The organism is Microbacterium phoenicis (genome assembly GCF_047302325.1).
Lineage (GTDB): Bacteria > Actinomycetota > Actinomycetes > Actinomycetales > Microbacteriaceae > Microbacterium.
This window is the reverse complement of sequence record NZ_CP154849.1, coordinates 2,793,480-2,814,809: the sequence shown is the minus strand read 5'-3', so window position 1 is coordinate 2,814,809 and position 21,330 is coordinate 2,793,480. Positions and strand designations below refer to the sequence as shown.

The following is a 21,330-nucleotide window of genomic DNA, read 5'->3' as shown; positions in this document are numbered from 1 at the left end:
CGCATGATCCGCGTCGCCCTGATCGACGACCACGAATCCGTGCGACTCGGCCTCGAGGCCGCCTGCAGCCGCACGGGCGTCATGCGTGTCGTCTTCTCGGGGGAGAGCGTCTCGGCCTACCTCGATTGGCGGACCCTCACGCTCGAGCAGCCCGCCGATGTCGTCGTCTTGGATCTCACCCTCGGCGACGGCGCGACGGTGACCGAGAACGTCACCCGCGTCGTCCAGGACGGATCACCCGTCATCATCCACAGCGTGGCGGACCGCCCCGCTGCGGTTCGGGAGGCGCTGGTCGCCGGTGCCGCAGGCGTCGTCAGCAAGGCGTCGCGCATCGACGAGGTCATCTCCGCCGTCGACACCGTCGCGCGAGGCGAGTCCCTCGACAACGTCGAATGGGCATCGGCCATCGACGGCGACCGCGCGTTCGCCGATGCGCAGCTGTCCTCACGCGAGCGCGACGTGCTCCGGTTGTACGCCGCCGGGCTCCCGCTCAAGACCGTCGCGGAGCGGCTGGGCGTCGCCTACTCGACCGCCAAAGAGAACATCACCCGCGTCCGCGTCAAGTACGTCGAGGTCGGGCGGCCCGCCCCGACGAAGGTGGATCTGCTCCGGCGCGCGATGGAAGACGGTCTCGTCGCAGAGGACTCCGGTGGCGCCTGAGGTCGCGACGACCGGGATGCTGACGATCCCGCCCGATTCGACCTTCTTCTCCCGCGAGCGCGTCGAGCGCATCCTCGCGTTCGTCGTCGCTGTGGGGTCCGCCGTGCTGGGAGTCCAGGCGCTGTTCCACGCGATCGGATCGGTGCAAGAGGATCCCACCTGGAACATCGTCCTCACCGCGGCGACCTTCGGACCCCTGATCCTGATGATCGCGGCCGGGGTCGCCGGGCGCTTCTACCGCCCCCTCGCCGCCATCCTCGCGATCGTGTTCCCGCTGGTGCTGCTGGCCTGGCCGGTCGCGACAGCCGGGCGCTCGGCATCCGCTGCGGGAGAACCCTGGGTCTGGTATCTGCTGAACGTAGCGACGGTCGCCACGGTGCTCGTCTTCCCGCTGATGCTCCAGTACGTCTGGTGCGCCCTGGTGCCGATCCTGTACGGCATCGCCCGGCTCATCCAGATCGGGGCGGACGTCGAGAACGTCATCCAGGTGTCGCGTCAGGTCGTCTACGCCATCATCCTCGCCGTCGTCATGACGATGATCGGCTGGATGCTGCGGCTCCTCGCCGAGCGACTGGACCGGACGCGTGAAGAGGCGGTGCGCTCCTACGCCGCGGCCGCGGCGGCGGATGCCGTCGAGCAGGAGCGCATCTCGGTGGCGGCACTCATGCACGACAGCGTCCTGGCGGCGCTCATCGCGGCGGAGCGCGCCTCGACTCCGCGCGAGCGCGACCTCGCGGTCGGGATGGCGCGCGACGCCCTCACGCGACTCGCCAACGCCGACCGTGAGGCGGAGGAAGGCCCCGACGAGCCCGTCGAGCCGACGTTCCTGGTCGACGGCATCCGCGAGGCGGCGCTCGAACACGACGTCGACATCGACCTGCGGATCGCGATCGACCCCCTGGCGCAGGCTCTGCCGGGTCGCGTCGCGCGCGCGCTCGTGCTCGCGGCGGCGCAGGCGGTCGTCAACGCGATCGAACACGCCGAGAGTGCGGGCCTGAACGCGGAAGTGACAGCTGACGATCGTCGCGTCGTGGTCCGTGTCATCGACACGGGGGAGGGCTTCGACGTCCACGCCGTCCCCGAAGACCGACTCGGCATCAGCGGGTCGGTCGTCGCCCGCGTCGCCGCCGTCGGAGGCCAGGCGAAGGTGCGCAGCTCCCGCCGCGGCACGATCGTCGACCTGCGGTGGGAGTACCCCCGATGAACATGCGAGTGCACACCGGACTCTCGATCGTGGCGGTCGTCTTCACGGCGTATCTCGCCGTCGGCGGGCTCGTGTGGACGTCTCCCGTGTCGCAGCCGGCTCTGTTCATCGCGGCTCTGTCGCTCTACCTCGTGACGACCTGGCTCTGCGTGTTCTGGGACTTCGCTCCGCGTCCGGCGGGGGCGGAGCCCCACGGGGAGGAGGCCCCCGAGGGTGCCCTGCCCCGCGGGACGTCGCTGCCCCTCTGGCTGTGCATCCTGGTCCTCGCGACCACCGTCCTCGTGCCGCTGGCCACCTGGTCGGCCGTCGACGAAGGCGCGCGGCTCCAGCCGTTCGCGACGTGGAGCCTCGGCGGGATCGGCGCCCTCCTCACGATCGTCACCGTCCGGCGGAGGCCGCTGTACGCCTGGATCGGCGTCGTCCTCCTGGGTGTCTCCTCGTCGCTGTGGATCGGCCTCCCGAACTCCCTCGCCCTCGGAATCGTGGGGGCCGCTGTCTGGGTGGTCGTCGCCCAACTGCTGACGGGCCTCGTCGACCGTGCCGCGGTCGACACGGCCGAGCTGACCGGCATCCAGCGCCGCTCGTTCGAGTGGCTCGCCAGCCAGGAGGGTCGCCGGCGGGAGCGTCGGGTGCGCGTGCAGCAGGCTCTCGCCGTCGCCGGTCCCCTCCTCATCCGCACCATCGAATCCGACGGCGACCTCGAACCCGAGGAGCGCGAGCGCGCGCGCCTCGCGGAGGGGTCGCTGCGCGACGAACTGCGCGGGCCTCGACTGCTCGACGAAGCGGTGCGGGCGCGACTGCAGCAGGCGCGTCTGTGCGGGAGCACCGTCACGGTGCTGGACGAAGGCGGACTGGATGCCGTGAGTCCCGCCGCGCTCGAGCGGATCCGTGCCGATCTCGCCGAGGCTCTGGCAGGAGCGTCGTCGGAACGGATCTACATCCGCACGTCGCCGCATCCGCGCGTGGCGGTCACCGTCGTGGGTCGTTCACGCCGCCGGGAGGACCCGGACGGCGACGAGGTCGTCGACCTGTGGCACGAGATCGCCCATCCGCGTCCCACGCTCGACCGCTGAGTCTCGCGTGAGCGAGGCCCCGGGAGCGGGAAGAGAAGAGGCGAGGGGCGGCGAAGCCGCCCGCCCCTCGCCATGCGAGTGGTTACCCGAAAACCGACCCGCACATGCCGATCCGCGCTCTGAGGGATACGGATCGACAGAACGCAGAAGCGTTCCAGCGGTATTAGTCTGACTGATCGTCAAAAGCGTGTCTGTAGGTACTTTGGGGGACACGCCCAGCGCCGGTCAGCCCGCCCAGCGTCCCCACGGCACGTCGCGCCGGATCCCACGGTGGATGCCGCGACCGGAGGCCCGCCATGCCGAGACGGCAGGCTCGTCCGCGACGGCGGTCTGCTCCTCACGGATGAGGGCTTCGCTGACGACGGCGACCACGGCGGCCAGCTCCTCGGGGCTCGCGTCGCCGCGTCGCACCTGCACCGGCGCGGTGGGGGCGGTGTCGTCGGGCTGGCTCACAGCGGGATGTTCCCGTGCTTCTTGGCGGGCTGGCTCGCACGCTTGCCGCGCAGGGCCCGCAGCGCCTTCGCGACGGCGACGCGGGTCTGTGCCGGCTCGATGATCCCGTCGAGCTCGCCGCGTTCGGCGGCGAGGAAGGGGGAGGCCACGTTGTAGGTGTACTCGTTGGCCAGCCGCGTCCGGACTGCGGCTACGTCCTCGCCGGCCTCCTCGGCGCGCTTGATCTCGCCGCGGTACAGGATGTTCACCGCTCCCTGTCCGCCCATGACGGCGATCTCGGCCGTGGGCCACGCGAGGTTGATGTCGGCGCCGAGCTGCTTGGAGCCCATGACGATGTACGCACCGCCGTAGGCCTTGCGCAGGATCACCGTGACGAGGGGAACGGTCGCCTCCGCGTACGCGTACAGCAGCTTCGCTCCGCGGCGGATGACACCGGTCCACTCCTGGTCCGTGCCCGGCAGGTAGCCGGGCACGTCGACGAGGGTGAGGATCGGGATCGAGAACGCGTCGCAGAACCGCACGAAGCGGCTGGCCTTCTCGCCGGCGTCGATGTTCAGCGTGCCGGCCATCTGCGACGGCTGGTTCGCGATGATGCCGACCGTACGTCCCTCGATGCGTCCGAACCCGATCACGATGTTCGGCGCGAACAGCGGCTGGACCTCGAGGAATTCGCCGGCATCGACGATGTGCGAGATGACCTCGTGGATGTCGTACGGCTGGTTCGGCGAGTCCGGGATGACGGTGTTCAGTACGCGGTCGGAGTCGGTCGTCTCGAACTCGAATCCCGACTCGTACCCCGGGGCGTCCGACATGTTGTTGTCGGGAAGGAATCCGATAAGGGTGCGCGCGTAATCGATCGCGTCGTCCTCGTCCTCGGCGAGATAGTGAGCGACACCGGAGCGGGTGTTGTGCGTGTGAGCGCCGCCGAGCTCCTCCATGCCGACGTCCTCGCCGGTGACGGTCTTGATCACATCGGGCCCCGTGACGAACATCTGGCTGGTCTTGTCGACCATGATGACGAAGTCGGTGAGCGCGGGCGAGTAGACGGCGCCGCCGGCGGCGGGACCCATGATGAGGGAGATCTGGGGGATGACGCCCGAGGCCGCGGTGTTCAGGCGGAAGATCTCGCCGTACTTTCCGAGCGCGACGACGCCTTCCTGGATGCGGGCACCGCCGGAGTCGAGGATGCCGATGATCGGGATGCCGCTGCGCAGCGCCAGCTCCATGACCTTGATGATCTTCTCGCCGGCGACCTCGCCGAGCGATCCGCCGAAGGTCGTGAAGTCCTGCGAGTAGACGGCGACGGTGCGGCCGTGGATGGTCCCCGTGCCGGTGACGACGGAGTCGCCGTAGGGCCGGGAGCGATCCATGCCGAACGCCGTGGTGCGGTGTCGGACGTACTCGTCGAGCTCGACGAACGAGCCGGGATCGACGAGCATCTCGATCCGCTGACGGGCGGTCAGCTTCCCTTTCGCGCCCTGCTTGGTGCGGGCGGTCTCCTCGGCGGAGACGACGGCTTCTTCGTAGCGTGCACGCAGGTCGGCGATCTTGCCGGCGGTCGTGAACAGGTCGGGCTGATCGGTCACGCGTTCCACCCTAGCGAGCGCGCCCGCGGCGGCGTTGGATACCGGCGACAACGGCACGGCGGATCCGCTGTGGCATCCCTCAGGGGAGGACCTGTCAACCCGCGGGAGCGGGGCCGCCTCTCCGTTTATCGTGGCGGCATGTCGATCCCTGAGAACGGTTACCCCCGCGCGGCCGAGGTCAGCCCCCGCCTCCACATCGCACCGAGCGTCGACTCGACGAACAAGAAGCTCCTGAAGGACGCGTTCGATGACCCGGACGGGCATCCGCACCTGTCCGTCGTCGTGACCCGCGACCAGCGCGCGGGCCGCGGTCGACTCGATCGGACCTGGGTCACTCCGCCCGACTCCGCGCTCGCGATCTCGGTGCTCCTTCGCGTCGAGGCGGTCCCGACCTCGGCCCGCGGGTGGATCCCGCTCGTGGCAGGGGCGGCCATGGCGAACGCCGTCGGAGCGCAGTTGGAGGGTCGCGAGGTCGGTCTGAAGTGGCCGAACGACGTCCTCGTGGGAGGGCTCAAGATCTGCGGCATCCTCGCCGAGGTCATGCCGGGCGACCCGCATGCCGTCGTCGTGGGCGCGGGCGTGAACACCCGCATGACCGCCGCGGAGCTCCCCGTGCCGACAGCCACGTCCTTCGCCGCACTCTCCCGCACCGCCGACGAGGACCGCCTCCTCGCGGACTACCTGACCAGACTTCGCGACGGGATCTCCGACCTCGCCGTGGGCGGGACTGCGGCGGGCCTCGCGACGAAGGCGGTCCGCGACGCGTGCATCACCATCGGTGCGGAGGTCTCCGTCTCGCTCCCCGACGGTGCGACGCTCATCGGGTCCGCGCGGGGCATCGATGACGAGGGTCGCCTCATGGTCGAGGCCGCCGGAGTCACCCATCTCGTCTCCGCGGGTGATGTCGTCCACGTGCGGTGACAGTGTCGAGGGACGCGGTCGCTTCCAACGACCCGGGCGCGTCGGCGGGAGACTGTCGGCGCGTCGCGTCATGATGGACCTGTGAGCCAGCCGACCGCGTATCCCGGACGTCCGCGCACGCCCGCGCCCGGCACGGCCTCACCGGAACTCGTGGTCGCGCGCCTGCGCCGCCACGCGCGTCGGATGTTCTTCCCCGCGCTCATCCTCGTCGCAACGGCGGGAGCGGCCGGATACTTCGCCGGCAACCTGCCCGATCCGTTCGAGGAGTGGATGCTCTGGGCGGCAGTGGCCCTGGTCCTCGTCGTCCTCGTCGTCATTCCCTACCTCCGCTGGCTCTCGCATACGTACACCGTGACGACGCGTCGCGTCATCGAGCGGGCGGGGCTGATCAACAGACGTCGCACCGACATCCCGCACGCGCGGGGCTACACGATCTCGGAGCGCCGGGGTCCGGTTCAGCGGATGTGGGGGAGCGGCACCCTCACCCTCGCCAACGGGGTCGACGAGCCGGTGCGCCTGATCGACATCCCTTCCGTCCGGCTCGTCCACGAGACGCTGTCGGACCAGGTCGAGGTCAGTCAGATCCTCGCTCACCGCGACTCCCACAGCATTCCGGTCATCGACTCCGACGGCTGAGCGCCGAACGCGCCCGCGTGGATGCGCGAGGATGGTCTGGACGGGAGGAGCAGCATGGCACTGCAGGTCGGAATCGTCGGAGGCGGACAGCTCGCGCGGATGATGATCGCGCCCGCCGTGGAGATCGGCATCGAGGTGCGGGTGTTGGCGGAGCAACCCGGGATGTCGGCGGGACTCGCCGCCACGGCGGTGGGCGACTACCGCGATCTCGACACGGTCCTCGCGTTCGCGAAGGACGTCGACGTCATCACGTTCGATCACGAGCATGTGCCGCAGGACGTCCTCCGGGGCCTCGTCGCCGCCGGCGTCGCCGTGCATCCGGGCCCTGACGCCCTCGCGTTCGCGCAGGACAAGATCGACATGCGGACCAAGCTCGCCGAACTGGGTCTGCCCCAGCCGGAATGGGCTGCCGTGACGGATGCCGCATCCCTCGACGCGTTCATCGCCGATCACGGCGGCCGCGCAGTCGTCAAGACTCCGCGCGGCGGGTACGACGGAAAGGGTGTTCGCGTCGTCTCGAGCGCCGCCGATGTCACCGAGTGGATGGACGGTCTCGAGGAGGGCGCCGCCCTCCTCGCCGAGGAACTCGTGCCCTTCACCCGCGAGCTCGCCCAGCAGGTCGCCCGTCGCCCCTCCGGGGAGCTCGTCGTGTACCCGGTGGTCGAGACCGTGCAGGAAGGCGGGGTGTGCGCCGAGGCGATCGCCCCGGCCCCGAGGTCCGCGGGCCGTCTCGCCGCCGTCGCCGCAGAGATCGGAGAGGCGATCGCCACCGGCCTCGGTGTGACCGGGATGCTGGCCGTCGAGCTCTTCCAGACGGATGACGAGCGGCTCCTCGTCAATGAGCTGGCCATGCGTCCGCACAACAGCGGCCACTGGACCCAGGACGGCGCGATCACGAGCCAGTTCGAGCAGCACCTGCGGGCGGTGCTCGATCTTCCTCTCGGCGCCACGGCGCTGCGCGCACCCCACGCCGTCATGGTCAACATCCTCGGCGGTCCGTCGGAGGGCTCGCTCGGCGATCGCCTGCCCGCGGCGCTCGCCGCCCACCCGTCGGCGAAGTTCCACACCTACGGCAAGGATCCGCGTCCCGGCCGGAAGGTGGGCCACGTCAACGTGGCCGGGGACGACCTCGACGAAATCGTGTACGAGGCGCGGGCGGCCGCGGCGTTCTTCGTCGATTGATCCGTGCCGTTCCGGGGTTCTCCAAGCTCCCGCACCTAGCCTTGGTCGAGTGAACCGCCCCCTCCACTCGTCCTCCGCCCCCCTGATCGGCGTCGTGATGGGGTCCGATTCGGACTGGCGCATCATGTCGGATGCCTCGCAGGTGCTGACCGACTTCGGCATCGCCCATGAGGTCGAGGTCGTCTCGGCCCATCGCACGCCGGACAAGCTGCTGCGTTACGGACGCGAGGCACGCGACCGCGGGTTGCGCGCGATCATCGCCGGAGCAGGAGGGGCCGCGCACCTCCCCGGAATGCTCGCATCGGTCACGACACTCCCGGTCATCGGTGTCCCGGTGCAGCTCGCCACACTCGACGGCCTCGACTCGCTCCTGAGCATCGTGCAGATGCCGGCCGGTATCCCGGTGGCGACGGTGTCTATTAACGGCGCGAAGAACGCCGGGCTCCTGGCCGTCCGTCTGCTCGGCTCCTTCGAGCCTGCCGTCGCGGATGCGGTCGCCGCATACGCCGCGGACCTCGAGGTGCAGGTCGAGGAGAAGAACCGGCGTCTCAAGGACTCCCTGTGACCCGCTCCGGCCTGGGAGGCATGCGATGAGCGTCCTCAGCCCGTCGCGCGTCCCGACGTCCGCGCCCCGGGGGCGCGCCCTCGTCGAAGAGCGACCGCTTCGCCATCCCGACCTCACCTCGTCGCGCGTCATGTCGCGGCGCGCGTGGTGGCTCGTGGCATCCAACTTCCTCCTCCCGGGCTCCGCGCAGACCCTGGCCGGCAATCGCAGACTCGGTCGCATCGGGCTCATCGCGACGATCGCGATGTGGATCGTGCTCGCGGCCGCTGTCCTCCTCGGGCTCATGTGGCGCTCGATGCTGACGTCGATCATCGCGTCGGACTGGACGCTCACCGCCGCGCAGATCCTGCTCTGGGCGTACGCGCTCCTGTGGGTCGTCCTGACGATCGACACGCTCCGACTCGTGCGCCTCCGGCGCGTGCCCGGTCGCACGCGCGCGGGAGTGGTCGTCGTCGCCCTCGTGCTGGCCCTCGTCCCCGCCTCCGCGTCCGTGTACACGGCGCAGTCCGTCATCGCCCCGCTCCAGTCGGGGCTGGGGATCTTCGCGGACGGACCGAGCGTGCCCCCGTCCGACGGGTACTACAACTTCCTCCTCCTCGGGGCCGACAGCGGCGAGGGGCGGGACTCGATGAGATTCGACAGCATCTCCGTCGTCTCCGTCAACGCGGACTCGGGCGCCGTCACGATTTTCGGCATCCCTCGCGATCTGCGCCACGTGCCGTTCTCCGAGGGCCCCATGCGCGACCTCTACCCGGATGGCTTCGAGGGGCAGAACTCGCCGACCTGCGGATGGACGTCGGGAATCAACCAGCTCACGAACGCCGTCGAGGCGTGCCGGGCCGACAGGGGCGACAGTCTCTACCCGGACGCCCGGAAGCAGAACTCCACCCCGGCCGTCGAAGCGACCAGGGACGCCGCCGAGGGGATCCTCGGCATCGACATCCCGTACCACGTCTTCATCGACATGCACGGGTTCGCGGATCTCGTCGACGCGCTCGGGGGAGTCACCATCACGGTCCGGGAGCGTCTCCCCGAGGGCGGCGGTCCGAGCTACCACAATCAGCCTGCGGAGGACTGGGCGACGGGCTGGATCGAGAAGGGCACGCAGCACATGGACGGCGACACCGCGCAGTGGTACGCGCGGTCCCGCTACACCACCAGTGACTGGGACCGGATGCGGCGTCAGCGCGAGCTGCAGACCGCGATCCTCGACCAGGCGACGCCGTCGACGGTCCTCAGCCGCTTCAGCGGGATCGTCGCGGCGGGGAAGAACCTCGTGCAGACCGACATCCCGGACTCGCTGCTTCCCTACCTCGTCGACCTCGCCGCAGACGCAAAGGGGCAGGAGATCCAGGATCTGGAGTTGACGCCGAAGGGCGTGAACATCGACCCCGAGAACCCCACCTCTGCCGATTGGGAGCGGATCCGGGGCATGGCGCACGACCTGCTGCACCCGCCGACTCCGACGCCGACCACGGCGCCATGACAGCCCGCACCGTGACGCCTGAGGGAGAGCACCGATGACGACGACGCTCCGTGTCGTGTTCGACCCGTCCGCCCCCGGCATCGGTCCCGACCTCGCTGTCGCGGCGCGCGAACTCGCCGCCGGTCTGGTGGCGACAGCTCCCAGCGGGTGCGAGGTGCGGGCCATCGTGCCGAGCGACGGCGGGGACGTTCCGCAGGTGTCGCAGGCGGTGGCCGGTGTCGACCGCCTGCCCGTCGGGTCGGCGGCGGCATCCGCTCTGTGGCGTCGAGGCCTTCGCGCGGGTGCGGGTGACGGTCTCATCCACTCCCCGACGCTCGCGGCACCCCTGGTGCGCCACGACCGCGTCCACGATCACGACCAGACCGTCGTCACCCTGTGGGATCTGAAGCCGTGGGAGAGTCCCGACGAGCTGTCCCGTACGGATGCGGCCTGGTCCCGCGCGATGCTCCGCCGAGCAGTCCGCCACGCCGACGCCGTCGTCGTGCCCACGCACGAGCTCGCGCGTCGGGTTGCGGAGCTCGCGCCGCTGGGTGATCGTCTGCGTGTCATCTCCGGAGCCCCGTCTGCGGACCTGCGAGTGCCGAGCGACGAGGTCGGTCGGCGTCGCGATCTCACGCTCCCCGACGGGTACGTCCTCCTCTCCGGATCGACGGCGCCGTCCGACCGGCTCCGCACCGGATTCGAAGCCATCGTCCGGTCGGGGCGCGACACGGCAGTCGTCGTCATGGACGCACCGGAGGGGCAGGAGCCGGCGGTGGCGGAGCTCGCCGCGGCAGCGGGCCTTCCCGAGCGGCGTCTGCACGTCCGTGGCCCGATGGAAGCGGCCGACCGTGCCGCGGTCATGGCGGGCGCCGTCGCGTTCCTGGCGGCGGCCGACTCGAGCGCGTTCCCGTGGCGGACGTTGGACGCGCTGCGCCTCGGCGTGCCGATCGTCGCCGCCGACAGTGCGACGCACCGCGAGTTGCTCCTCGACGGCGCCACTTTCGCGGCGGGTGATCCGGGCTCGCTCGGGGACGAGCTCGCCGGCGCGCTGTCGTCGACCTCGACCGTCGAACGCCTGGCCGTCCTCGCCGCCGATCGCGGCCGTGCGTTCAGCTGGCTCGGCGCCGCGGAACGGGTCTGGCAGCTCCACGCCGAGTTGTGACGTCCTCTGTGAACGCGTCGTGATCGGCGTGTCGGAGTCCTCGTATCCAGGCTCGACTGGTATCAGGGTGCAACTTCAGTAACACTGTTCACATGAGTCTCACATCTGCCGTGCCCGAACGCTCGCTTCGGCGCATGGCGATGCTGCTCGTAGCGGTGCTGTCACTGGGGGTTCTGATGGCCGTCGCGCCCACGTCCGATGCGCGTGCGGCCGAGCTCCCGTCCTCCATCACCGACGGCGGATACATCATCAGCGACCGTGAGTTCTTCAACGGGGGAGCGATGACGGCAGCGCAGGCGCAGTCGTTCCTCGAGGCGAGGGTCCCCTCCTGCAAGGCCACCACGGGGCCGAACTGCCTGCGTGGATTCAAAGCCGACCTCCCCGCCAAGGCGAAGGACGCGTACTGCGATGCGATCGCGGCCAAGAAGGGTGCGCGCGCGTCCGAGATCATCGTCGCCGTCGGCAAGGCCTGCGGGATCAGCCCGAAGGTCATCCTGGTCATGCTTCAGAAGGAGCAGGGGCTCGTCACGTCGACCAAGCCGACCGACTGGAGCTACCGCGCCTCGATGGGCATGAACTGCCCCGACACCGCGCCGTGCAGCGCGGCATCCGCCGGCTTCATCAACCAGGTCTACCTCGGGGCGCGTCAGCAGCAGGTCTACGCGAAGAATCCCACGCGGTACGGCTACCGCGCCGGGCAGGTCAACACCGTCAAGTGGCACCCCGACAACGCGTGCGGGACGTCGAAGGTCTTCATCAAGAACCAGGCGACCGCGAACCTCTACATCTACACGCCGTACCGTCCGAACATCGCGGCCCTCGCGGCCGGATACGCGCAGGGGGATGGCTGCTCGAGCTACGGCAACCGGAACTTCTACAACTACTACGTGCAGTGGTTCGCTCCCGAGGTGTCGCCGCACGATTCCGGCGCCGCAGCCCGGGTCGACGCCTGCACCGTCCCGGTGGACGCGGATATCACCGCCGGCTCCGGCACGGCGACGCTCACCCAGGCGTCGACGGCCCGACGCGCCCCGGTCGCGTCCTGCGGCACGGGTGCGCAGAACGTCGCCAAGGGTGCGGCCTTCACGATCACCGGTAACTACGGATCGTGGGTCCGCGTCATCAGCGGATCGAACCGGCTCTGGCTGCCCAAGGCCTCGGTCCGCGTGACGACCGGGACCCCGGCGGCCGGCGCGTGCGCCGTTCCCGCGGAATCGAGCGTCGAGAAGGCGACGGGCACCGTGGTCGTGACAGCCGACTCTCTGAATGCTCGGAAAGCTCCTTCCACGAACTGCGAGACCGATCGGCGCTCCCTCACCAAGGGGCAGATGTTCGAGCGCACCGCGATCTACGGGGTCTGGTGGCGGCTGCGGGTCGGAGGCGCCGATTACTGGGCGCACAGCGACTACCTGAACGTCCAGTCCGTGGTGGAGCGGCCGTTTGTGAGGGGTCCGTTGCATATCCGGTCGTCTGCTGGGGGGAGTGGTTTGGTTCGGACTTTGGTGACGGGGGACCAGGTTCGGGTGTTGTCGGTCGATGGTGATTGGACGCGGATTCAGGCGGGGTCGTCGTCGGGGTGGGTGGAGTCGCGGATGTTGGTCGCGTCGAAGCCGCAGGTTCCGGTGTCGTCGGAGATGGTGACGTCGGGTTCGGTGGTGTTCCGTTCGGTGATGGCTGAGAACGGGACGGTGATTCAGACGTTGGCGTCGGGCACTGCGGTGGTGGTGATCGATTCGTCGGGTCAGTGGCGGGCGATTCGTGTGGGGACGACCACGGGATGGGTTCCTGCGTCGTCTTTGACGACGGTTGCGCCGCCGGTGCCGCCGGTGGTGGAGCGGCCGTTTGTGAGGGGTCCGTTGCATATCCGGTCGTCTGCTGGGGGGAGTGGTTTGGTTCGGACTTTGGTGACGGGGGACCAGGTTCGGGTGTTGTCGGTCGATGGTGATTGGACGCGGATTCAGGCGGGGTCGTCGTCGGGGTGGGTGGAGTCGCGGATGTTGGTCGCGTCGAAGCCGCAGGTTCCGGTGTCGTCGGAGATGGTGACGTCGGGTTCGGTGGTGTTCCGTTCGGTGATGGCTGAGAACGGGACGGTGATTCAGACGTTGGCGTCGGGCACTGCGGTGGTGGTGATCGATTCGTCGGGTCAGTGGCGGGCGATTCGTGTGGGGACGACCACGGGATGGGTTCCTGCGTCGTCTTTGACGACGGTTGCGCCGCCGGTGCCGCCGGTGGTGGAGCGGCCGTTTGTGAGGGGTCCGTTGCATATCCGGTCGTCTGCTGGGGGGAGTGGTTTGGTTCGGACTTTGGTGACGGGGGACCAGGTTCGGGTGTTGTCGGTCGATGGTGATTGGACGCGGATTCAGGCGGGGTCGTCGTCGGGGTGGGTGGAGTCGCGGATGTTGGTCGCGTCGAAGCCGCAGGTTCCGGTGTCGTCGGAGATGGTGACGTCGGGTTCGGTGGTGTTCCGTTCGGTGATGGCTGAGAACGGGACGGTGATTCAGACGTTGGCGTCGGGCACTGCGGTGGTGGTGATCGATTCGTCGGGTCAGTGGCGGGCGATTCGTGTGGGGACGACCACGGGATGGGTTCCTGCGTCGTCTTTGACGACGGTTGCGCCGCCGGTGCCGCCGGTGGTGGAGCGGCCGTTTGTGAGGGGTCCGTTGCATATCCGGTCGTCTGCTGGGGGGAGTGGTTTGGTTCGGACTTTGGTGACGGGGGACCAGGTTCGGGTGTTGTCGGTCGATGGTGATTGGACGCGGATTCAGGCGGGGTCGTCGTCGGGGTGGGTGGAGTCGCGGATGTTGGTCGCGTCGAAGCCGCAGGTTCCGGTGTCGTCGGAGATGGTGACGTCGGGTTCGGTGGTGTTCCGTTCGGTGATGGCTGAGAACGGGACGGTGATTCAGACGTTGGCGTCGGGCACTGCGGTGGTGGTGATCGATTCGTCGGGTCAGTGGCGGGCGATTCGTGTGGGGACGACCACGGGATGGGTTCCCGCGTCGTCCTTGAAGACTCCGGCGGCTGCCGTCACGAAGGTGACCACTGCGGCCCTCAACCTCAGGGCCGAGCCCTCGACGAGTGGTCGTCTGATCACGACCCTCGCGAAAGACACGCGGGTGACCGTCCTCGGTACGCAGGGCGGCTGGAGTCGAGTGACCGCGGGCTCGTCCACCGGGTGGGTGAGCAGCGAATTCCTGCGCTGATCGCCGCGGGGCTCTCCCCGCAACGCTGAGCGAGCCCTCAGCGTTGCGGCGATGGCCCCCGTGTAGTCTTTCCTACGGCCTGAGCGGCCTCGCGGCCTGGTCCCAGAGCGCGACAGACGACCGAACGACTGCAGTGAGCAACGCGATAAATCTCAGCGACTACGACGTTCCCGGCCGCGGCCGCGGCATCCTGGACGTCATCCGGTGGCGATACCTCCTCTCCCTTCTCGTGCAGAAGGGAACCGCGACAAGGTATCGGAACTCCGTCCTCGGTTGGACCTGGTCCTACGTGAAGCCGGCGGCGCAGTTCGTCGTCTACTACTTCGTGATGGGCATCATCCTGGGCCTGCACCAGAATGTGCCGAACTTCGCGATCTACCTCTTCTGCGGTGTCGTGATGGTGAACCTCTTCAATGAGGCGTTCACCAACGCCACCGAATCCATCGTCGCGAACGGCTCCCTGGTCCGGAAGATCTATCTGCCGCGGGAGCTCTTCCCGCTTGCGGCGACGATCGGCGCGATGATCCACTTCCTGCCGCAGGCGGCGGTCCTGCTCCTGATCTGCCTGATCGTCGGCTGGACGCCGAGCCTGCTGGCGATAGCCGCCCTCGTGATCGCGATCGTGCTGGTGGTCGTCTGGTCCCTCGGGCTCGGGCTGCTCTTCGCCGGTGTCAACGTGCGTTTCCGCGATGCCCAGAATTTCGTCGAGATCATCCGCACGTTCTCGACGTGGACCTCACCGGTCCTGTACACCTGGACTTTCGTGCACGAGGCTCTCCCGTCGTGGCTCTTCCATATCTACATGAGCAATCCACTCACCGTCGCCGTCGAGTTGTTCCACGTCGGCTTCTGGGACGCCACCGTGGACAACGGGCACGGCCTCCCGGCGCACTTCATGTTCTATCTCGCTGCGTCCTTCGTTGCCTCGCTGATCGTCCTGATCGCGGGTCAGCTCACCTTCCGACGCTTCGAACGTTCTTTCGCTCAGGATCTGTGATGCCCGCACCCATTCTGCAAGAGACCACCACGCGGCCGTCGATCATCGTCGACCACGTCTCGAAGCGATTCCTCCGGCGGAATTCGCACTCCTTCAAGGAGGCTTTCGTCGGCTGGATCAAGGGCAAGAAGGTCCGGGCTGACATGTTCACGGCCCTGGACGACGTCAGCATCCAGGTCGGTGAAGGCGAAGCAGTCGCTGTGCTCGGCCTCAACGGATCGGGTAAGTCGACGACCCTGAAGCTGGTCTCGGGGGTGCTCGAGCCAGATGAGGGTCGGGTCTTCACGCGGGGGCGTGTCGCGGGCCTCATCGAAGTCGGTGCGGGGTTTCATCCCGACCTCACGGGGCGGGAGAACGTCTACCTGAACGCAGCGATCCTCGGGATGTCGCGGACGCAGATCGACGAGCGCTTCGACGACATCGTCGCCTTCTCCGAGATCAGTGAGTTCATCGACCAGGAAGTGAAGCACTACTCTTCGGGGATGTTCATGCGGCTGGCCTTCTCGGTCGCCATCCACGTGGATCTCGACATCCTCCTGGTCGACGAGGTGCTCTCCGTCGGAGACGCCCCCTTCCGGGCCAAATGCGCCGAGAAGATCAAGGAGCTCACGGCACGCGGCATCACGATGCTCGTCGTGAGCCACGATCAGAACATGGTCCAGCAGCTCTGCGAGCGAGGCATCGTGATCTCGAAGGGCAAGAAGGTGTTCGACGGTCCCATCAGTGAGGCCGTCACCCACCTCCGCTCGTGACCTCGGCCGCGCGTCAGCGACGTCGGATCCTGCGCGCCACCGCGCGAAGGAGACCACGAGGGCCGAGGTCGTGTCGCAGTCGCGCTTCGACATCCGACAGGTGGCCGCGGACGCCGTTCTCCACGTCGACGAAACGCTGGTCGATGAACTTGGTCAGGTAGAGCACCAGCCCGGTCCCGTTCGCCTGGACGTACTCCCGGAGCGCGGCGTCGCGAAGACGCGCGTCCACAGCGCGGTGCAGGTCGCCTGAATCGATCACGCTGTTGCCGTCGGCGCCCGAGCTCCCCGTCCGCTGACGCCACTGCACGGCAGGTGCGCCCGGAAGGTACTCCAGCTCCTCGTGCGTGAGCACCTTCATGTTGAAGGCCCAGTCGCCGACGACGGGGAGCGAGTCGTCGTAGAGCCCGTGCTCCTCGTGCAGCCACCGGCGGTAGACGAACCCGATCGGCACGAAGCGGTTGAACAGGAGTGTGTCGGATAGCGACGGCGCCGTCAGATGCTCCTGGAACACCTCTCGGCGTTCTTCTGAGAACCGATCGCCCTCCCTGGTCTCCCACACGATCTCGATCCGGGAGACGACTCCCGCGCGAGTGGGATGAGCGTCCAGGTAGTCGGTCGCCCGCTGGAGGAAGTCGGCGTCCCACGTGTCGTCGTCATCGTGGAGGACCAGGAGTGCGGCGCGCGAGGCGAGCACACCGGCATTGGCGCTGCGCCACCGGCCGCGGGATTCGGGAGAGTCGATCACCGTCGTCCGGGCACGGAAGGCGTCGTCTCGCGCTGCGACCAGGCCCGCAACAGTCTCGGGGTCACCGCCGTCGTTGACGATGATGCACTCCCACGAGGCCAGAGTCTGGGCCGCGATGTCCGCCAGAGCGCGCCGCAAGTAATCCGGACGGTCCTTCGTGCGGACGATGATCGACACATCGGGGTCGTCGACGCGGGCGTCGGTCATTTGCGACATCTCCTTCTCGTGAGGAAGACGCACCCTCATTGCGACAGGGCGTCCACTCAGGTGGCGTGGTCACGGCTCACTCGCCGTGGATGGCATCCAGTTCGGCGGGGGTGAGGAGGCGCCCCTTGGCTTTGAGCTCATCCTGCACCGGCCCAGGGAGCACCCAGAGGCGGTAGATGTAGTCGACACCACCGTCGTAGGCGAGCGCCCCGAGGGAATCGGCCTCGGGCCAACGGTCGCAGGAGACGACGAACGGAGTATCCGGCTTGTCTCCCTTCGCGATCTGGACGAGGTGGACGACGCGCGGCGAGAGCCAATAGGGCAACCAGTTCGTCATCTGGTGAACGGCGAGGGAGGAGTCGCGACAGCTTCGGTCGAAATCGACCTGGAGCAGGTCGTCACCCGGAAGGACCCGTTCCGCGTCCTGGACCGCTGCCGTGACCCTGGCCGGGTAATCCCGTGACTGCGACGGGTCGGCCGCGACGGACATCCCCGCCAGGACGACGGTTCCGAGGACCACGAGTGTCCGAGGTCGTGTGCGCAGAAGGAGGAAGGAGGCGACGCTCAAGACGACGAAGATCGAGGCGTACAGCCAGAACCGGTTCTGGTTGGTGAACGACGGGACCAGCGGAAGCGGGAACGGCTGGCCGGTGGGGAAGAAACGATCCCAGGTGAGGATGGCGGCGGCGTTGGCCGGCCCATCCAGGTTGCCCCAGGTCGGTACGTTCGGTGCCACCCAGAAGACGACGACGGCGCACGTGGCAACGGTCACGCCGAGCGCGGCGCCGACAACCGGCCGACTCAGCGCACGGAGCAGCGCCACGAGGGCCACCACCACGATCAGTGTCGCGATCGGATCCAGATAGCGCGTGTAGATGCTGGCGTCGAACCGGACGCCGGGCACCGGGCGGAGGAACGGGGAGTCCGCCCACGACGCGACGCTTATGAGGACGGTGATGAGCGTCAGGCCGACCAGGAAGCCACCGATCCCGACGTGGAGCGCGCGCACTTCCCGCCAGGCCCAGATCCCGATGATCAGCAGGCCGACGCCGAAGAGGCCGGCTGTCCCGACGAACTGCGCCCAGATCTGAGTGGCGGTGACGCGGACGATGTCGCCCGGCGTCGCGGAAAGGAGCCCGGAAACGAGGTTGTCGCCCTGGCTGAACTTGTTGAGGAGAACGGCCTCATGAATCCATGCGGCGATCTGCCTGACCGCGACGAACCCCGCTCCGAGGAGGACGAGGCCCCACAGGGCTTGACCGATGTTGCGCCGGAAGAAGAGGACGAGCCACACCGCCGCCACCACAACGAAGGTGAGGGCGCGGGCGTGCACGAAGAAGGTGGCGGTGACCGAGAGGGAGAACAGCGTCATCCGCCCCCACGTCGGCTGCTGCCAGAGCGCCACCGCTGCCAGCAGCATCCACGCCATGAAGAAGACCAGCGGCTTCTCGGATAGGACGTAGTCGGCGTTCACGACGCGACCGGGCAGGCACATGGCCAGACCGCCGATCGCGACACCCTGCCAGAAGGTGACGCCCAGTCGCTTCGCCGTCAGGGCGAGCGGGATGATGGTGGCTACCGCTATCGCGTTCCCCAGGACGATCGCGATGAAGTAGACGGCCCCGGCATCATGCGTGAACCACCAGATGGGGGCCATGATGAACGACCAGCCGGGGTAGTAGCCGGCACCGGTCATCGGAGTGACGTTGTGATCTCCCGAGATCCACCGTGCCATCTGCAGCACGTGGTTCTCGTCCCAGGGCGTGCGCGGAGCGATGGCGCTGCGTGCCACCTGCCAGTGGAGCGCGATGCACACCGCCACGATCACGAGCGCGGTGATCCGCCAGAAGAGCGGATGTGCGGCGGGGGAGCGTCCCGCCTCGCCCCGGCGGGTGAACGCGGCGGGCATGGCGATGGTCTCTAGGGCCACGAAACGTATCTCTTCTCTTCGGGGGCGTTGTCCCGGAGCCATGTTAGCCGCGGAGCCGGGACCGGACCTGGAAGCGGTCTCGTGCGCCCACGGAGGAGATGGAGGTCCCGCCGGTAGACTGGCGGGGTCGCACGGCCGGAGGACGCTCCGGCGACGTGCGAGGCCGTGACTACGAAGGAACCAAACCGATGCGCCTGTTCGTGCAGATCCCCTGCCTCAATGAGGAGCAGACCCTCCCTCTCGTCCTCGCCGGCATCCCCAAGGAGATCCCCGGAATCGACGAGATCCACATCCTCGTCGTCGACGACGGGTCGAGTGACCGCACGGTGGAGGTCGCGCGCTCGCTCGGTGTCGAGCACTTCGTGTTCCACACGCGCAACATGGGCCTTGCTCGGTCGTTCCGAGACGGCGTCGACTACGCCCTCCAGCACGGCGCCGACATCGTCGTCAACACGGACGGCGACAACCAGTACCCCCAGGAGCGCATCGCAGACCTGGTTCAGCCGCTTCTGCGCGGCGAGGCCGACATCGCGATCGGCGACCGCCAAACCAAGACGATCGAGCACTTCTCCGGTTTCAAGAAGGTGATGCAGGGCGTCGGCAGCTCCGTCGTCAACTTCGCGGCCGAGACGGACCTGCCGGATGCCGCGAGCGGCTTCCGTGCGTACTCGCGCGAATCGCTCATCCGACTGAACGTCGTGACGCAGTTCAGCTACTGCATGGAGACGATCATCCAGGCGGGCAACAAGCGACTTCGCATCGCGAGCGTGCCGATCAAGACCAACCCCAAGACGCGGGAATCGCGTCTGTTCAAGAACATCTTCCAGCACATGGCCCGCTCCGGTCAGGCCATCATGCGCAGCTACATCATGTTCAAGCCGCACGCGGTGTTCCTGACCCTCGCCGTCGTCTTCGCCATCGGGGCGCTGGTGCCGTTCGGTCGGTTCCTGATCCTCACCTGGTTGGGGCTCGCCGGTGAGCACATCCAGTCGCTCATCTTCGGCTCTGCGATGCTCGTGGGTGCGCTCCTGAGTGTCGCCCTGCTGGTCATCTCCGACATGCTCCGGACGAACCGGACCCTGATGGAGGATGCGCTCGAGCGCATCAAACTCGTCCAGTACTCCCCGGAACGGCTGCTCGACCCGAACGACCTCAGCGATGCGGCCATCTCCCGCCACCCGTCCGTCCCGCTCGCCCCGCATGCGGCGGGCGTCGCGCCGGTGACCGGCGGTGTGCCGGTCGCGGGGGCGCGGATCGCCCACGAGGAGTCGGTCGGCGTCGTGGACGACGACCCTGCCGAGGCCACACGCGTCCGGTGATCGCCGCACCGCACGGTTAGGATAGGTCGCCTGTGACTGCGCGCCGTCGATGGCGTGGGAAGCGACTGTGAGCCTCCGGCTCGAGAAATGAAGGTATCGGAACATGGATCTGCTCGTCGTCGGCTCAGGGTTGTTCGGTCTCACGGTTGCCGAGCGTGCAGCGGAGGCGGGACGCAAGGTCACGATCATCGACCGTCGCTCCCACATCGGCGGTAACGCGTACAGCGAGAACGAGGCGACGACGGGGATCGAGGTGCACCGTTACGGTGCGCACCTCTTCCACACCTCGAACGCCCAGGTGTGGGAGTACGTCAACCGATTCACGAGCTTCACCAATTACGTGCACCGCGTCTACTCGACCCACGCTGAACAGGTGTACGCGCTGCCGGTCAACCTGCACACGATCAACCAGTTCTTCGGCGCGGCCTACACGCCCGATCAGGCTCGCGAACTGATCCGCGAACAAGCGGGCGAGTTCGATGTGAAGTCGGCGCGCAACTTCGAGGAGAAGGGCATCGCCCTGGTCGGACGGCCGCTGTTCGAAGCGTTCTTCCGCGACTACACCGCGAAGCAATGGCAGACCTCCGCGAGCAAGCTCTCGGGCGACATCGTCAGCCGCCTCCCCGTCCGTTACAACTACGACAACCGCTACTTCAACGACACGTGGGAGGGCCTCCCGACCGACGGCTACACGGCGTGGCTCGAGCGGATGGCCGACCACCGCAACATCGAAGTCCGCCTCGAGACGGACTTCTTCGACGCGTCGCAGCCCCTCAACAAGGCGGCGACCGTGGGCCAGGTTCCGATCGTCTACACCGGCCCGGTGGACCGCTACTTCGACTTCGCGGAAGGCGAGTTGGCGTGGCGGACGCTCGACTTCGAGGAGGAGGTCCTCGAGGTCGGCGACTTCCAGGGCACGCCGGTCATGAACTACCCGGACGCGGACGTCCCGTACACCCGCATCCACGAGTTCAAGCACTTCCACCCGGAGCGCAGCGACGTCTACCCGACCGACCGCACGGTGATCATGCGCGAATACTCGCGCTTCGCTACGCGGGCGGACGAGCCGTACTACCCCGTCAACACGCAGGATGACCGTGCCGGCCTTCTGGCGTACCGGGAGCTCGCCAAGGGTGAGAAGGACGTCCACTTCGGCGGACGTCTGGGGACGTACCAGTACCTCGACATGCACATGGCCATCGGGTCCGCACTGTCGATGTGGCGGAACGACTTCGACGGCACGGACTGAGCGCACCCGCGCCGTGCGACC

Annotated in this window: 18 protein-coding genes; 14 read left to right on the top strand and 4 right to left on the bottom strand. The window is 68.1% G+C overall.

Annotation, left to right across the window (positions count from 1 at the left end; translation table 11 throughout):
- Positions 1–3: 3 nt before the first annotated feature.
- The 3 genes from ABCU91_RS13870 to ABCU91_RS13860 are packed head-to-tail and all read left to right on the top strand — an operon-like array spanning position 4 to position 2,937.
- Positions 4–660, top strand: a complete 657-nt coding sequence (locus tag ABCU91_RS13870; protein WP_406923588.1) for a response regulator — start codon at positions 4–6, stop codon at positions 658–660.
- Complete coding sequence (locus ABCU91_RS13865) at positions 650–1,864, top strand: ATP-binding protein (protein WP_406923589.1); 1,215 nt, start codon at positions 650–652, stop codon at positions 1,862–1,864. The genes ABCU91_RS13870 and ABCU91_RS13865 overlap by 11 nt, the downstream gene beginning before the upstream one ends.
- Entirely contained in the window at positions 1,861–2,937 is a 1,077-nt protein-coding gene (locus tag ABCU91_RS13860; protein ID WP_413354162.1) for a hypothetical protein, read from the top strand. Before ABCU91_RS13865 ends, ABCU91_RS13860 begins: the two co-directional genes overlap by 4 nt.
- Before the next feature lie 225 nt (positions 2,938–3,162).
- Here the strand turns inward: ABCU91_RS13860 and ABCU91_RS13855 are convergent, their stop codons facing one another.
- Entirely contained in the window at positions 3,163–3,390 is a 228-nt protein-coding gene (locus ABCU91_RS13855; RefSeq protein WP_406923591.1) for an acyl-CoA carboxylase epsilon subunit, read from the bottom strand.
- On the bottom strand, positions 3,387–4,976 hold the full coding sequence (locus ABCU91_RS13850) for an acyl-CoA carboxylase subunit beta (RefSeq protein WP_373457688.1): 1,590 nt from the start codon (positions 4,974–4,976) through the stop codon (positions 3,387–3,389). The genes ABCU91_RS13855 and ABCU91_RS13850 overlap by 4 nt, the downstream gene beginning before the upstream one ends.
- A 138-nt stretch (positions 4,977–5,114) precedes the next feature.
- Here ABCU91_RS13850 and ABCU91_RS13845 point away from each other — a divergent pair, with 138 nt between their 5' ends.
- The 9 genes from ABCU91_RS13845 (at position 5,115) to ABCU91_RS13805 (ending at position 15,859) form a co-directional block, all read left to right on the top strand.
- The gene (locus ABCU91_RS13845) at positions 5,115–5,897 is read left to right on the top strand and encodes a biotin--[acetyl-CoA-carboxylase] ligase (RefSeq protein ID WP_413354161.1); all 783 of its coding nucleotides are present in this window, start codon (positions 5,115–5,117) and stop codon (positions 5,895–5,897) included.
- Positions 5,898–5,978: 81 nt separating this feature from the next.
- On the top strand, positions 5,979–6,533 hold the full coding sequence (locus tag ABCU91_RS13840; protein ID WP_406923594.1) for a PH domain-containing protein: 555 nt from the start codon (positions 5,979–5,981) through the stop codon (positions 6,531–6,533).
- Positions 6,534–6,587: 54 nt separating this feature from the next.
- Positions 6,588–7,715 (top strand): 5-(carboxyamino)imidazole ribonucleotide synthase, encoded by a 1,128-nt coding sequence (locus ABCU91_RS13835; RefSeq protein WP_413354160.1) that lies wholly within the window; start codon positions 6,588–6,590, stop codon positions 7,713–7,715.
- A gap of 97 nt (positions 7,716–7,812) precedes the next feature.
- Positions 7,813–8,280 carry a 5-(carboxyamino)imidazole ribonucleotide mutase gene (gene purE / locus ABCU91_RS13830; protein ID WP_413355413.1) on the top strand — a complete coding sequence of 156 codons (468 nt, stop codon included), beginning with the start codon at positions 7,813–7,815 and terminating at the stop codon, positions 8,278–8,280.
- 25 nt (positions 8,281–8,305) lie between these two features.
- Positions 8,306–9,766, top strand: coding sequence for an LCP family protein (locus ABCU91_RS13825; RefSeq protein WP_413354159.1), 1,461 nt, complete (start codon positions 8,306–8,308; stop codon positions 9,764–9,766).
- Between the two features lie 34 nt (positions 9,767–9,800).
- Complete coding sequence (locus ABCU91_RS13820) at positions 9,801–10,910, top strand: glycosyltransferase (RefSeq protein ID WP_406923597.1); 1,110 nt, start codon at positions 9,801–9,803, stop codon at positions 10,908–10,910.
- Positions 10,911–11,002: 92 nt separating this feature from the next.
- The gene (locus tag ABCU91_RS13815) at positions 11,003–14,110 is read left to right on the top strand and encodes an SH3 domain-containing protein (protein WP_413354157.1); all 3,108 of its coding nucleotides are present in this window, start codon (positions 11,003–11,005) and stop codon (positions 14,108–14,110) included.
- Positions 14,111–14,243: 133 nt separating this feature from the next.
- On the top strand, positions 14,244–15,107 hold the full coding sequence (locus tag ABCU91_RS13810) for an ABC transporter permease (protein WP_413354156.1): 864 nt from the start codon (positions 14,244–14,246) through the stop codon (positions 15,105–15,107).
- The gene (locus ABCU91_RS13805; protein ID WP_413354155.1) at positions 15,107–15,859 is read left to right on the top strand and encodes an ABC transporter ATP-binding protein; all 753 of its coding nucleotides are present in this window, start codon (positions 15,107–15,109) and stop codon (positions 15,857–15,859) included. Before ABCU91_RS13810 ends, ABCU91_RS13805 begins: the two co-directional genes overlap by 1 nt.
- A 13-nt stretch (positions 15,860–15,872) precedes the next feature.
- On the opposite strand, the gene ABCU91_RS13800 is transcribed toward ABCU91_RS13805, so the two are convergent.
- Positions 15,873–16,811, bottom strand: a complete 939-nt coding sequence (locus tag ABCU91_RS13800) for a glycosyltransferase family 2 protein (protein ID WP_413354154.1) — start codon at positions 16,809–16,811, stop codon at positions 15,873–15,875.
- A gap of 76 nt (positions 16,812–16,887) precedes the next feature.
- Complete coding sequence (locus ABCU91_RS13795; RefSeq protein ID WP_413354153.1) at positions 16,888–18,720, bottom strand: hypothetical protein; 1,833 nt, start codon at positions 18,718–18,720, stop codon at positions 16,888–16,890.
- A 209-nt stretch (positions 18,721–18,929) separates the two neighbouring features.
- Between ABCU91_RS13795 and ABCU91_RS13790 the strand changes: the two genes are divergently transcribed.
- Both ABCU91_RS13790 and glf read left to right on the top strand, forming a co-directional pair.
- Positions 18,930–20,060, top strand: a complete 1,131-nt coding sequence (locus ABCU91_RS13790; RefSeq protein ID WP_413354152.1) for a glycosyltransferase family 2 protein — start codon at positions 18,930–18,932, stop codon at positions 20,058–20,060.
- A gap of 103 nt (positions 20,061–20,163) precedes the next feature.
- Complete coding sequence (gene glf, locus ABCU91_RS13785; protein ID WP_406923604.1) at positions 20,164–21,309, top strand: UDP-galactopyranose mutase; 1,146 nt, start codon at positions 20,164–20,166, stop codon at positions 21,307–21,309.
- Positions 21,310–21,330 lie beyond the last annotated feature (21 nt).

Bases quoted from the DNA above. Each gene is read 5' to 3' on its own strand.
- ABCU91_RS13870 (WP_406923588.1), top strand. From the start codon at position 4: ATGATCCGCGTCGCCCTGATCGACGACCACGAATCCGTGCGACTCGGC.
- ABCU91_RS13860 (WP_413354162.1), top strand. From the start codon at position 1,861: ATGAACATGCGAGTGCACACCGGACTCTCGATCGTGGCGGTCGTCTTC.
- ABCU91_RS13845 (WP_413354161.1), top strand. From the start codon at position 5,115: ATGTCGATCCCTGAGAACGGTTACCCCCGCGCGGCCGAGGTCAGCCCC.
- ABCU91_RS13835 (WP_413354160.1), top strand. From the start codon at position 6,588: ATGGCACTGCAGGTCGGAATCGTCGGAGGCGGACAGCTCGCGCGGATG.
- purE (WP_413355413.1), top strand. From the start codon at position 7,813: ATGGGGTCCGATTCGGACTGGCGCATCATGTCGGATGCCTCGCAGGTG.
- ABCU91_RS13825 (WP_413354159.1), top strand. From the start codon at position 8,306: ATGAGCGTCCTCAGCCCGTCGCGCGTCCCGACGTCCGCGCCCCGGGGG.
- ABCU91_RS13820 (WP_406923597.1), top strand. From the start codon at position 9,801: ATGACGACGACGCTCCGTGTCGTGTTCGACCCGTCCGCCCCCGGCATC.
- ABCU91_RS13815 (WP_413354157.1), top strand. From the start codon at position 11,003: ATGAGTCTCACATCTGCCGTGCCCGAACGCTCGCTTCGGCGCATGGCG.
- ABCU91_RS13805 (WP_413354155.1), top strand. From the start codon at position 15,107: ATGCCCGCACCCATTCTGCAAGAGACCACCACGCGGCCGTCGATCATC.
- ABCU91_RS13800 (WP_413354154.1), bottom strand. From the start codon at position 16,811: ATGACCGACGCCCGCGTCGACGACCCCGATGTGTCGATCATCGTCCGC.
- ABCU91_RS13795 (WP_413354153.1), bottom strand. From the start codon at position 18,720: ATGCCCGCCGCGTTCACCCGCCGGGGCGAGGCGGGACGCTCCCCCGCC.
- ABCU91_RS13790 (WP_413354152.1), top strand. From the start codon at position 18,930: ATGCGCCTGTTCGTGCAGATCCCCTGCCTCAATGAGGAGCAGACCCTC.
- glf (WP_406923604.1), top strand. From the start codon at position 20,164: ATGGATCTGCTCGTCGTCGGCTCAGGGTTGTTCGGTCTCACGGTTGCC.